Genomic DNA, 12,669 nt, shown 5'->3' on the forward strand with positions numbered 1-12,669 from the left:
GGTAGCGCGCTAGTGAGGCTCGAGGCCCTGCAGCCTCGAAGACGACCACTGGGAGACATCATCATCGTGCCCGGCGCCCCAACCGCGCGCGGCTCAGAGCCGCCCGATACGCTGCCGCGTCCGACCATCGCCGGCAACGTCGCCCTCGGCGTCACGCAGATCGTCCTGTGGGGCGGCACGTTCTTCCTCACCGCCGTCGTCTCGGACCCGATCGTCGCCGAGACCAACTGGCCGCAGGCGATGGTGGTGGGCGCGCTCTCGCTCGCGATCTTCGTGTCGGGCCTGCCCGCGCCGTTCGTCGGCCGCATGATCCGGCGTCACGGCGGGCGGCCGGTCCTCGTAGCCGGCGCCACGATCATCGCGGCGGGCCTCGTGCTGATGGCGGTCGCGCAGTCCCTCCCGGTCTTCCTGCTCGCCTGGATGGTCGCCGGCCTCGGCATGTCGGCCGCGCTCTACGACCCGCTCTTCGCGGCGATCGGCCAAGCCTACGGCGCCGCCGCGCGCGGGGCGATGACCCAGATCGCGATCTCGTCGGGCTTCGCGGTCTCGCTCTGCTGGCCCGCCACGCGGTTCCTGGTCGATCATGTCGGCTGGCGCGGGGCCTGCCTCACCTACGCGATCCTGTCTGTCGCCCTCGTGGTCCCACTCTTCGCCTGGGCGCTGCCGGCCCGGAGCCGGGGCGCGGTCGAGCCCGCCGCGGCGCCCCGGCCCTACGAGCCGACCGGCTCGACCGAAGCGGCGCGCCTGCCGGCGGAGCGCCTGCTCGCCGTGACCTTCACGATGGCGGCGATGATCATGACCGCCACTTCGGTGCAACTGCTCAACCTGCTGCAGACGCTGGGCGTCGGCGCGACCGCCGCGGTGGCCCTGACCGGCCTGATCGGTCCCGCCCAGGTCGGCGTGCGCGTCGTCGAACTGGCCCTCGGCCGCCGCGCCCACCCGGCCTGGTCCCTGCTCCTGTCGAGCGCCAGCGTCGGGCTGGGGCTCCTGCTGCTAGCGACGATCCCGTCCCTGGCGTGGCTCGCGATGGTGCTCTACGGCGCCGGCAACGGCATGCGCACCGTCGTGCGGGGCACGCTGCCGCTGGCGCTCTACGGACAGGGCCAGTACGCGGCGGCGATGGGCCGGCTCGCCCGCCTCCCGCTCCTCGGCCAGGCGATCACGCCCCTGGCCTGCGGCTACGTCGCCGAACGGCTCGGCCTGCTGCCCCTGCTGGAGGTGATGCTGGCCGTGGCGGCGATCAATCTCGGCCTGTCGCTGTGGGTGTTCGGCTTCGCGTTGCGTCGCCCGAGGGCGCCGGCCTGACCGGCGGATGCGGATCAGATTTTGCCAGATTGACAGATTGTCGGACGATGTGCTCCATTCGGCCCGCGGATGAGAGGCATCGGCGAGGATGAGCCGGGTCAACCGGCCGCCCGAAGGAAACGCCCGCATGGACGCAGAGATCTACGAGCTCTACGCGATCAAGTACGCGCATCATCACCGTATGGCCCGCGAGAACTTCATCGGCGGGGACATTCACGACGGCCCGATGCCGATCGACTACTTCGTCTGGGTCGTCGTCGGCGGTGGCAGGACGATCGTCGTCGATACCGGCTTCGACCGCACGATGGCGACGAAGCGGGGCCGCAGCATCGTGCGGCCGGTCGAGGAGGGCCTGGCGCGGATCGGCGTCGACCCGCTGCGGGTTCAGGACGTCGTCCTGACCCACCTGCATTACGACCACGCCGGCAACCACGACCTGTTCCCGACGGCCCGCTTCCACGTCCAGGAACGCGAGATGGCGTTCTGCACCGGCCGGTGCATGTGCCATCCGGAGGTCCGCCACCCCTTCGCCGCCGAGGACGTGAAAGCGATGGTGGACCGCCTGTTCGAGGACCGCGTCCGCTTCCGCGAGACGACCGACACGCTGTATCCGGGGATCACCCTCCACCGGGTCGGCGGCCATTCGGACGGCCTGCAGATCGTCCGAGTCCGGACCGCGCGCGGCTGGGTCGTACTGGCCTCCGACGCCGCGCACTTCTACGCCAATATCGGTCGCCGGCTCGCCTATCCCATCGTCTACAATGTCGGCGACATGTTCGAGGGCTACCGGACGGTCCGGCATCTGGCCGAGTCCGAGGATCACATCGTCCCGGGCCACGATCCGCAGGTTCTCGCGATCTACCCGCCGGCGTCCGCGGATGTCGCCGGCTGGATCGCGCGCGTCGACCTGCCTCCGACCGCTTCACCGACCTACTGACCGGAGGATTCCATGATCGTCGAGATGCGCGTTTACTACTGCGCCCCGACCCGATTGCCGGCCCTGCTGGAGCGGTTCCGCTCCACCACGCTCGGCTTCTTCCAGAAATACGGCATCGAGCAGGTCGGCTTCTGGACCACGCTCGTCGGTCCCGACAACCACGCGCTCACCTACCTGCTCAAGTGGGAGGACATGGCCCAGCGCGAGGCGCGCTGGAACGCCTTCCAGGCCGATCCGGACTGGATCGCCGCCCGCGCCGAGACCGAGAAGGACCGGCCGATCGTCGCCCGGATCGAGAACACCTTCCTCACCCCCACGGACTTCTCCGCCCTGCGCTGACGGGGACACGCGGCGCCGGGCCAGTCCGGCCGTCGCTCAGAGGGATATTCACGGCATGGAACAGAGAACCATCGGCGTCATCGGCCTCGGCATGATGGGCGATCCCATGAGCCGGTGCCTGGCCCGAGCGGGGCACGCGCTCCGCCTGCTGGACGCGGATGCCGGCCGTGCCGACGCGCTCGCCCGGGACCTCGGCGCGGCGACGCTCACGCGGGAGAACGCGTCCGAACTCGACCTGCTGATCACGATGCTGCCGAACTCGGCCATCGTCGAGGCGGTGCTGCTCGACGAGGGGTGGGCCGACGCGCTCCCGGCCGGGGCCACCGTGATCGACATGAGCTCGTCGGAGCCGGTGCGCTCCCGCGCCCTCGGCGAGACGCTCGCCGGGAAGGGGCTCGGCTATCTCGACGCGCCGGTCTCGGGCGGCGTGCGGCGGGCCGTGGACGGCACGCTCGCGATCCTCGTCGGCGGCGAGGCGGATCTCCTCGCCCGCTGGCGGCCGGTGCTGGAGGCGATGGGCTCATCCGTCCTGCATATCGGCCAAGCGGGATCGGGCCACGCCGCCAAGGCGCTGAACAACTTCGTCTCCGCCGCGGGCCTGCTCGCCACCGTCGAGGCGCTCCACGTGGCGCAGCGCTTCGGCATCGCGCCGGAGGCCATGACCGACGTGCTCAACGCCTCGTCCGGGCGCAGCAACACCTCCGAGAACAAGGTCAAGCAGTTCATGCTCAGCGGCAGCTTCGCCTCGGGCTTCTCGCTGAAGCTGATGGACAAGGATCTCGGCATCGCCGGGGCCCTGGCCCGATCGGTCGACTACCCGCTCGGGTTCGGCCGGCACTGCATCGAGACCTGGCACGCCATCGCCGCCGAGGTCGGGCCCGCGGCCGACCACACCGAGATGTACCGCCTGCTGGCCGAGGGAGCCTGAGACGATGGCGCTCCCGGATCTCAGACGCTTCTACATCGACGGCGCCTGGGTCGAGCCGGTCGCGGCCCGGCCGTTCCCGCTGATCGACCCCGCCACCGAGACGGCGTTCGGCACGCTCGCGCTCGGCGATGCCGAGGACGTCGACCGGGCCGTGCGCGCGGCCCGCGCCGCCTTCCCGACCTTCTCGGAGACGGCGCCCGCCGAACGCGTCGCGCTCCTCCGCCGGATCCTCGCGCTCTTCGAGGAGCGGTTCGAGATCTTCGCGGAGACGATCCGGCAGGAGATGGGCTCGCCCATCGGCTTCGCGCGCAAGGGGCAGGCGGCGCGGGGCCCGGCGCACCTCAACGCGCTCATCGCGGTGATGGAGCGCTTCGCGTTCGAGGAGGATCGCGGCACCACCCGGATCCGGCGCGAGCCGATCGGCGTCTGCGGCCTGATCACCCCCTGGAACTGGCCGATCAACCAGATCGTCGTGAAGATCGCCCCGGCGCTCGCGGCCGGCTGCACGATGGTGCTGAAGCCCAGCGAGTACTCGGCGGTCAGCGCGATGCTGTTCGCGCAGGTCCTGCACGACGCGGGCGTGCCGCCGGGCGTGTTCAACCTCGTGAACGGGGACGGCCCCGGCGTCGGCGCCGCGATCGCCGCGCATCCCGGGATCGACATGGTCTCGTTCACCGGGTCGACTCGCGCCGGGATCGAGATCGCCCGGGCGGCGGCCCCGACCATCAAGCGCGTCGCGCAGGAACTCGGCGGCAAGTCCGCCAACATCCTGCTGGAGGACGTCGACTTCGATCAGGCGGTCCGGCGTGGTGTCGCGGCCTGCTGCACGAATTCGGGCCAGTCCTGTTCGATCCCGACGCGGATGCTCGTGCCCCGGGCCCGGATGGACGAGGCGGCCGCCATCGCGGCCGAGGCGGCGGCGGGCTTCCGGCTCGGCCCGACCGCGGACCCCGAGACGGATCTCGGCCCGGTGGTCAACCGCACCCAGTACGAGCGCGTCGTCGGGCTGATCCGCACCGGCATCGCGGAGGGCGCGCGGCTCGTCGCCGGCGGCCCGGAGCGGCCGGACCACCTCGACCGCGGCTTCTACGTCCGCCCGACAATCTTCGCCGACGTGACCCCCGACATGACCATCGCGCGGGAGGAGATCTTCGGCCCGGTCCTGTCGATCCTCGCCTACGACAGCGAGGACGAGGCGATCGCGATCGCCAACGGCTCGCGCTACGGGCTCGCCGCCTACGTGCAGGGACGGGACCGCGACCGGGCGCGCGCCGTGGCGCGGCGGCTCATCGGCGGGCAGGTCCACATCAACTACCCGCCCCCGGACGTCCACGCGCCGTTCGGCGGCTACCGCCAGTCCGGCAACGGCCGGGAATGGGGCGAGGCCGGTCTCCAGGAATACCTCGAGACCAAGGCGATGATCGGCTTCGGCCTCGACTGAACCGTCCCGCGCGATGCGGCCGGCGCCCGCGCGCGTCGGCCCCGACCAGGAGAACCAGATGTCCGACGAGAGCGAGCTGTTCGGCCAGGGTTTCGAGAACCGCAAGACCGTCCTCGGCGCCGCCCATGTCGAGAAGTCCTGGGCCAATGCCGACGCGTTCAACCGTCCGGTCCAGAGGCTCGTGACCGAGTACTGCTGGGGCGCGGTCTGGGGCGACGAGACGCTGCCGTTCAAGACCCGCAGCATGCTCAACATCGCGATGCTGACCGCGATGAACCAGCACCACGAGCTCGGCGTCCACGTCAAAGGCGCGCTCAACAACGGCGTGACCCGGGACGAGATCCAGGCGGTGCTGATGCAGGCGCTCGTCTATTGCGGCGCCCCGGCGGCCCTGGCGGCCTTCCGGACCGCCTCCGCGGCGATCGCCGATTGGGACAGAGAGCACGCCAGCGGGCGCTGAGCCCGCACCCGCGCCCAGGTCCGACGCAGTCAGAAAACTCGCGCGGCAGACGAACAGGGAGGGAGACGCCATGTCGGTCACGTCGGCAGCCTTGGCAACGGACACGGCGGGCGCGCGCTCGGCCGCGTCCCAGTCGATCGAGGAGAAGCGGAAGAGCGCCATTCGCGGCGCGTTCTTCTCCGAATACATCGACATGTTCGACATCTATCTGCCGGTGGTCGCGCTGGCGCCAGTGATGTTCATGTTCCAGCCGAAGAACCTGTCTCCCCAGATGGAGACGGTGCTGGCCTCGCTGGTGTTCATCACAACCCTGCTCGGCCGCCCGATCGGCGCCCTCATCTTCGGCCTGATCGCCGACAAGGTCGGGCGTCGGGCCGCCTCGATCTACTCGGTGGCGGGCTTCGGGGTGATCACGCTGCTGATCGGCCTGCTGCCCGGCTACGAGACGCTCGGCCTCGCCTCGTACATCCTGCTGGTGCTGCTGCGCTTCCTCGACGGGATCTTCCTCGGGGGCGGCTACACCGGGGCGATGCCGCTCGCCATCGAGTATTCCAAGAAGGACAAGCGCGGCTTCGTCGGCGGCCTGATCATCGCGGGCTTCCCGGCCGCCTATGTCAGCATCAACCTCATCACGATGCTGATGTTCTACCTGTTCCCGCTCGACGGGCCCGGGTCGCCCTACACGGTCTGGGGCTGGCGCATCCCCTTCATCGTCGGCGCGGCGCTGGCCGGCCTGCTCGCCCTCTACTACGTCCACAAGGTCTCGGAATCGGAGGTCTGGAAGAAGGAGGCCGCCGCCGGGGGCGAACAGGCCGAGGCATCGCCCATGGCGGGCCTGTTCACCGGGAAGGGCGGGCGCGACCTCCTGCAGGTCCTGCTGCTGATGACCGGCTTCTGGACGACGCAGAACATCATCACGATCTACATGCCGACCGGTCTGCTGGTGAAGACCCTGCACCTCAACGGCTTCGCGCTGACCGCGACGCTGATGATCTGCTACACGATCCTGTTCTTCAGCTACATCGGCTCCGGCCTGCTCGGGCAGGTCATCGGCCGCCGGCGGTTCTTCGTGATCGTCGGCCCGCTGATCGCGACGGTGGGCGCGTACATCCTCTACACGCTGACCGTCACGCCCGAGATGGCGTTCGGCACCCGCGTGCTGCTGGTCAGCCTCCTGGCGGTGATCGTGACCTCGCCCTGGGGCGTCATCGTCACCTACATCAACGAGCGCTTCGCCACGGATGTCCGCGCCACCGGCTTCGGCATCGGCTTCAGCCTCTCGGTGGTGATCCCGTCCTTCTACGCCTTCTACATGGACTGGCTGAGCGCGCTGATGCCGCTCGCGCTGACGCCCGTGGTCCTGCTGATCGTCGGCGGCCTGATCGGCACCGTGGGCGCGCTCATCGGCCCGGAGACCAAGGACGTCGATTTCGGCACCGGCCACTGAGCCGGACGCCGCGCGGAGGACGCAGCATGAACGGGAACCGGATCGGCTTCATCGGGCTCGGCAACATGGGCGGCCGCATGACGCGCCGCCTGACCGGCGCGGGGATCGATGTGGTCGGCTACGACACCGACCGGGAGGCCGCCGCGCGCTGGGGCGCGACGGACGCGGGCTCGATCGCCGCGGTCGTCGGTGAGACGGACGTGGTCCTGATGTCCCTGCCCGACAGCAAGGTGGTCGAGCGCGTCGTGCTCGGCGCGGGCGGGGTCCTCGCGGGCTGCCGGGACGGGCAGATCGTCGTCGACCTCAGCACGGCCTCGGCCAGCTCGACGCGCCGCATCGCCGCGGCGCTGGCCGAGCGCGGCGTCGCCTACGTCGACGCGGGCATCTCCGGAGGCGCCGCCGCGGCCGAGAAAGGCACGCTGACCCTGATGGTCGGCGGCGATCCCGCCGTCATCGACCGGCTGGGCTGGGTGTTCGCGCCGATCGCCCAGAAGGTCGTCGTGATGGGCGGATCGGGGGCCGGCCACACGACCAAGCTGCTCAACAACTTCCTGAACGCGGTCAGCCTCGCCGCCACCGCGGAGGTCATGGTCGCGGGCCGGAAGGCCGGGCTCGACCTGCACCGGCTCCTGGAGGTGCTGAACGCCTCCAGCGGCGTCAACTTCGCGACGCTGAACCGTTTCCCGAAGATCGTTGACGGCGACTACCTGGAAGGCGGCCTGACCGGCAAGCTGATGACCAAGGACGTCGTGCTCTACACCGATCTCCTGCACGAGCTCGGCGTCGCCTCCCTCAACGCGTCCGGCCCGATGGCGAGCTTCGGCCTCGCCACGGCGCTCGGCTACGGCGACGTCATCTCCAACCGCGTCGTCGACGCCATCGGCGACGTCTCCGGCGGTGTCCGGCTCCACGGCAACCGACACGAGAACTGAGAGGATACGATGCAGATCTTCCACGGCCGCGAGAACAGCGCGAAGTCCGAGAGCCGCGGGCCGACCTTCACCGGGCAGGTCTGGGCCGATCCGGTGATGCCGTCGACGGGCGGCGTGATGATCAACAACGTCTTCTTCACGCCCGGCGCGCGGACCTTCTGGCACGCGCACGCGCAGGGCCAGATCCTGCAGGTCACCGCCGGCAAGGGCTGGATCTGCGTCGCGGGCCAGCAGGCGCAGCCGATCCGCGCGGGCGACACCGTCTGGATCCCCGCGGACGAGCGGCACTGGCACGGCGCGGCCGCCGACAGCTACCTGCTCCACACGGCCATCTCGCTCGGCAAGACCGACTGGCAGGACGAGGTGGTCGAGGCCGATTATGCCGGAGCCACGGCATGACCGGGCCCGCGCCGAGCCCGGAGAGCCTCCGGCACACCGTGCAGGGCGAGCTCGGTTACTGGGACGCGGAGCAGGCGGCCCTCGCCGAACTGGCCCCGGGCTTCCTCGACGCCTGGGCCCGGCTGGCGATGGTCCCGGTGCGCAAGAACCATCTCGGCGCCAAGGACCGCGCCCTGATCGCGCTCTCGGCCGCGACGGCCGCGACCCACCTCTACGCGCCCGGGACGCGCCGCCAGATCCGCAACGCCCTCGACGCGGGCGCGACGGCCGACGAGATCACGGAGGTGCTCGCGCTCACGGCGACCCTCGGCATCCACGCCTGCAACATCGGCGTGCCGCTGCTGCTGGAGGTGCTGGAGGAGGCCGGTCAGCGGAGCGGCCCCGCGCCGCTGACGCCGCGGCAGGAGCAGCTGAAATCCGACTTCACCCGCGACCGGGGCTACTGGCACGCGTTCTGGGACGGTCTCCTCGAACTCGATCCCGACCTGTTCGAGGGCTACCTCGACTTCTCGGCCTGGCCCTGGCGCCACGGCGTGCTCACGCCGAAGATGAAGGAGTTCGTCTACTGCGCCTTCGACGCGGCGGCGACGCACCTCTACGTGCCGGGCCTGAAGATGCACATGAAGAACGCCCTCGGTTACGGGGCGACCAAGGAGGAGCTGATGGAAGTCCTCGAGATCGTCAGCCTGATCGGCATGCACGGCGCGGAACTGGCCGCGCCGATCCTGCGCGACGAACTGGCCGTGCGGGGCCGGGGCTGACCGACGCGCGCCGAGGCACGCCTTGCCACCCGAGGCTGCGCCATGCCACCGCTTCGGCTCGCCAGCGATCCCCGAATCCCCAGCGATGAACAAGATCAGGGCCATCCAGCCGGACACGCTCCGGCAAAAGGTCGAGGACGCCGTCCGCGAGGCGATCACGTCGGGCGTCTACGCCCCCGGCGAGCGGCTGATCGAGCGCGAGTTGTGCGAGGGGCTCGGCGTCAGCCGCGCCTCCGTGCGCGAGGCCCTGCGCCGGCTCGAGGCCGAGAAGCTCGTCCACACGGTGCCGCATCGCGGCCCGGTCGTGGCCTCGATCTCGGTGGAGGAGGCGCGTCAGCTCTACGCGCTGCGGGCCGTGCTGGAGGGCTACGCGGCGCACGAATTCGCCACCCAGGCCACGGACGCGGCGATCGCCGAGTTCGGACGCGCTGCCGGTGATCTGCGCGAGGCTGCCGGCAGCGGCGACACGGACCGCGTCCTGCGCGCCAAGGGCGTCCTGTACGACGTGATGCTCAGCCATTGCGGGAACGATCTGGTCCGCGAGACCCTTCGCGGCTTCTACTCGCGGATCAACCTGCTGCGCGCGACATCGCTGATGCATCCCGAGCGGCTGCCGAACAGCCTCGCCGAGATCGACGCCCTCGTCGCGGCCTTCCGGGCCCGGGACGCCGCGAAGGCCGATCAGCTGGCCCGCCTCCACGTCACCAACGCGTGCGCGGTCGCCCTCAAGCAGCTCGCGTTCCGCATCGCGCAGACGTCCCTCGACGCGGTGAGCTGAGCGCGCGGACCCTGCGCGGGGGAGGGCGGCGATGTCGCCTCCGCGGCGACGCCCGTGGCCGAGGCGGTCCAGATGATCGATGCCCTGTCGGCGATGTCGAGCGCCCTGCGCCGAGCGACCGGCGGCAACACGCCTTGCGGTCCCCCGGCGGAAGGCCCAGAACCGCACGGTCCTTGCTTCCCCATGCTGGCGCCACGGGAGTTCGTCGCTTGGTCCGGACCGTCTGCCCGCACGATTGCCCCTCCGCCTGCAGCCTCGACGTTGAAGTCGCGGACGGGCGCGTCGTCTCGGTCCGGGGCGGCGACAACCCCTACACGGCCGGGGTGATCTGCGCGAAGGTCAGCCGCTACGGCGAGCGCGTCCACCACCCGGACCGGATCCTCCACCCCATGGAGCGCGTCGGGCCGAAGGGCGGCGGGGCGTGGCGCCGGATCTCCTGGGACACGGCGCTCGACCGGCTGGCCGCGGCCTTCTCCGAGACGGCGGACCGTTGGGGGCCGGAGGCGGTCTGGCCGTACAACTCGGGCGGCACCATGGGCCTCGTCCAGCGCGACGGCATCCACCGGCTGACCCACGTGATGGGCTACTCGCGGCGCAAGCGCACCATCTGCACGGCGGTGGCGATCGCGGGCTGGAGCGCCGGGGTCGGCCGGATCGCCGGGCCGGATCCGCGCGAGATGGCGCTGTCCGACCTGATCGTGGTCTGGGGCGGCAACCCGGTCAGCACGCAGGTCAACGCGATGACCCACATCAGCCGCGCCCGCAAGACGCGCGGCGCCAAGCTGGTGGTGATCGATCCGTACCGCACCGGGACCGCGGCGGCGGCCGACCTCCACCTCGCGCCCCGGCCCGGGACCGACGGGGCGCTGGCCTGCGCGGTGCTCCACGTCCTGTTCCGCGACGGCCACGCGGACCGGGCCTATCTCGCCGCGCACGCGCAGGACACGGCCGCGCTGGAGGCGCATCTGGCGTCGCGCACGCCCGAATGGGCGGCGGCGATCACCGGCCTGGAGCCCGCCGCGATCGAGGCCTTCGCGGCCCTCTACGGCAACACGCCGCGCAGCTACATCCGCTGCGGTTTCGGCTTCACCCGGAGCCGCAACGGCGCGGTGAACCTGCACGCGGTGACCTGCCTGCCGACCGTCACCGGCGCGTGGCAGCACCCGGGCGGCGGCGCCCTCTGGCAGCACGCCGCGATCTTCAACTGGGACAAGACCCTGACGGAGGGTCTCGACGCCAGGGCGCCGGGCGTGCGCGAGCTCGACATGAGCCGGATCGGCGCCGTGCTCGCCGACGATCCCGACGCCCTGCAGGGCGGGCCCCCGGTCCGCGCCATGCTGATCCAGTCGGCCAATCCCGCGGTCTCCGCGCCCGACAGCGCCCGGGTGCGCGCCGGGCTCGCGCGGCCGGACGTGTTCGTGGCCGTGCACGAGCAGTTCCTGACCGAGACGGCCGCGCTCGCCGACCTCGTGCTGCCGGCCACCACCTTCCTGGAGCACGACGACATCTACGGGGCCGGCGGCCACAGCCACATCCAGGCCGGCCCCGCGATCCTGGAGCCGCCGGGCGCGTGCCGCTCGAACCACGCGCTTCTCTCCGAGCTCGCCGCCCGGCTCGGCGCGGAGCACACGGGCTTCCGCCTGAGCGCCCGGGACCTCGCCGACGCGACCCTGGCGCGCTCCGGCTGGGGCGGCCTCGACAGGCTGGAGGCGGAGGGCTGGATCGACGCGCAGCCGGACTTTGCCGAGAGCCACTTCCTGAACGGGTTCGGCCATCCCGACGGGCGCTTCCGCTTCGCGCCCGACTGGGCGTCACTGGGCCCGCGCGCGGCCGGGATGCCGTCCCTGCCGGATCACTGGCCGGAGGCCGAGCCCGCCGACGCGGAGCACCCGTTCCGCATGATCGCCCCGCCGGCCCGCCAGTTCCTCAACGCGACCTTCACCAACGTGCCCGAGTCGCTCCGCCGCGAGGGGCGGCCGACCTGCCTGATCCACCCCGCGGACGGTGACCGGCTCGGGATCGGCACGGGCGACGCCGTCGAGGTCGGCAACGCCCGCGGCCGGGTTCGGCTGCACGCGCGGCTCGCCGAGGGGCAGCAGCGGGGCGTCGTCGTGGTCGAGAGCCTGTGGCCGAGCGCGGCCTTCATCGGCGGGGGCAGCGGGATCAACGCGCTGATCGGGTCCGCGCCGGCCGCGCCCAACGACGGCGCCGCCTTCCACGACACCGCGGTCTGGGTCCGCGCGGCCTGAATTCCGGACCGCACCGGGCTGAGGCCGCACCGGCCTGCGCGGGCGGGCTATTTCTCGACGAAGGCCTTCTCGATGACGTAGTGGGCAGCCTCGCCGTGGTTGCCCTCCTCGTAGCCGCGCGACGTCAGGAGCTCGCGGGTGTCGCGGATCATGTCGGGGCTGCCGCAGAGCATGAAGCGGTCGTTCTCGATCGCCATCGGCGGCAGGCCGATATCCTCGAACAGCTTGCCCGAGACCATCAGGTCGGTGATCCGGCCGCGGTTGCGGAACGGCTCGCGGGTCACGGTCGGGTAGTAGACCAGCTGGTTCGAGATCATCTCGCCCAGGAACTCGTGGCGCGGCAGCGTCTCGGTGATGGTCTCGCCGTAGGCGAGTTCCTGCACCTGCCGGCAGCCGTGGACCAGCACGACCTTCTCGAACCGGTCGTAGGCCTCGGGATCCTTGATGATCGACAGGAACGGCGCCAGCCCGGTGCCGGTGCCCAGCAGGTACAGGTTGCGGCCCGGCAGCAGGTTGTCGAGCACCAGCGTGCCGGTGGGCTTCTTGCCGACGATGATCGGGTCGCCGACCTTCAGGTGCTGCAGCTTCGAGGTCAGCGGGCCGTCCTGGACCTTGATCGAGAAGAACTCCAGCTCCTCCTCGTAGTTGGCCGAGACCACCGAGTAGGCGCGCAGCAGCGGCCGGCCCTCGACC

Annotated in this window: 13 protein-coding genes; 12 read left to right on the plus strand and 1 reads right to left on the minus strand. The window is 71.2% G+C overall.

Features of this window, described 5'->3' with window-relative positions; all coding sequences use genetic code 11:
- The first annotated feature begins 66 nt into the window (after positions 1–66).
- From BM419_RS25290 to BM419_RS25345, 12 genes are all read left to right on the plus strand, one after another.
- Entirely contained in the window at positions 67–1,305 is a 1,239-nt protein-coding gene (locus BM419_RS25290) for an MFS transporter (protein WP_091928042.1), read from the plus strand.
- A gap of 127 nt (positions 1,306–1,432) precedes the next feature.
- Positions 1,433–2,242, plus strand: coding sequence for an N-acyl homoserine lactonase family protein (locus BM419_RS25295; RefSeq protein WP_091928043.1), 810 nt, complete (start codon positions 1,433–1,435; stop codon positions 2,240–2,242).
- Positions 2,243–2,254: 12 nt separating this feature from the next.
- Positions 2,255–2,581 carry an NIPSNAP family protein gene (locus tag BM419_RS25300; RefSeq protein ID WP_091928044.1) on the plus strand — a complete coding sequence of 109 codons (327 nt, stop codon included), beginning with the start codon at positions 2,255–2,257 and terminating at the stop codon, positions 2,579–2,581.
- 55 nt (positions 2,582–2,636) lie between these two features.
- Positions 2,637–3,509 carry an NAD(P)-dependent oxidoreductase gene (locus tag BM419_RS25305; RefSeq protein WP_091928045.1) on the plus strand — a complete coding sequence of 291 codons (873 nt, stop codon included), beginning with the start codon at positions 2,637–2,639 and terminating at the stop codon, positions 3,507–3,509.
- 4 nt (positions 3,510–3,513) lie between these two features.
- Complete coding sequence (locus BM419_RS25310; RefSeq protein ID WP_091928046.1) at positions 3,514–4,950, plus strand: aldehyde dehydrogenase family protein; 1,437 nt, start codon at positions 3,514–3,516, stop codon at positions 4,948–4,950.
- Between the two features lie 58 nt (positions 4,951–5,008).
- Positions 5,009–5,410 (plus strand): carboxymuconolactone decarboxylase family protein, encoded by a 402-nt coding sequence (locus BM419_RS25315; protein ID WP_091928057.1) that lies wholly within the window; start codon positions 5,009–5,011, stop codon positions 5,408–5,410.
- Positions 5,411–5,480: 70 nt separating this feature from the next.
- A complete protein-coding gene (locus tag BM419_RS25320; protein WP_091928047.1) occupies positions 5,481–6,857 on the plus strand; it encodes an MFS transporter in 1,377 nt (458 codons plus the stop codon).
- On the plus strand, positions 6,854–7,789 hold the full coding sequence (locus tag BM419_RS25325) for an NAD(P)-dependent oxidoreductase (RefSeq protein ID WP_280141626.1): 936 nt from the start codon (positions 6,854–6,856) through the stop codon (positions 7,787–7,789). The genes BM419_RS25320 and BM419_RS25325 overlap by 4 nt, the downstream gene beginning before the upstream one ends.
- A gap of 9 nt (positions 7,790–7,798) precedes the next feature.
- A complete protein-coding gene (locus BM419_RS25330) occupies positions 7,799–8,188 on the plus strand; it encodes a cupin domain-containing protein (protein ID WP_020093166.1) in 390 nt (129 codons plus the stop codon).
- Positions 8,185–8,949: a carboxymuconolactone decarboxylase family protein gene (locus BM419_RS25335; protein ID WP_091928049.1), complete on the plus strand. Its 765-nt coding sequence runs from the start codon at positions 8,185–8,187 to the stop codon at positions 8,947–8,949. The genes BM419_RS25330 and BM419_RS25335 overlap by 4 nt, the downstream gene beginning before the upstream one ends.
- A gap of 85 nt (positions 8,950–9,034) precedes the next feature.
- Positions 9,035–9,727 (plus strand): GntR family transcriptional regulator, encoded by a 693-nt coding sequence (locus BM419_RS25340; RefSeq protein ID WP_091928050.1) that lies wholly within the window; start codon positions 9,035–9,037, stop codon positions 9,725–9,727.
- Positions 9,728–9,936: 209 nt separating this feature from the next.
- Complete coding sequence (locus BM419_RS25345) at positions 9,937–11,976, plus strand: molybdopterin-containing oxidoreductase family protein (RefSeq protein WP_091928051.1); 2,040 nt, start codon at positions 9,937–9,939, stop codon at positions 11,974–11,976.
- A gap of 47 nt (positions 11,977–12,023) precedes the next feature.
- Here the strand turns inward: BM419_RS25345 and BM419_RS25350 are convergent.
- Positions 12,024–12,669: ferredoxin--NADP reductase (locus tag BM419_RS25350; RefSeq protein ID WP_091928052.1), on the minus strand; the 646-nt coding region annotated here is incomplete at its 5' end.

Source organism: Methylobacterium sp. yr668, assembly GCF_900116245.1.
In the GTDB taxonomy this organism is placed as follows: Bacteria; Pseudomonadota; Alphaproteobacteria; order Rhizobiales; family Beijerinckiaceae; genus Methylobacterium.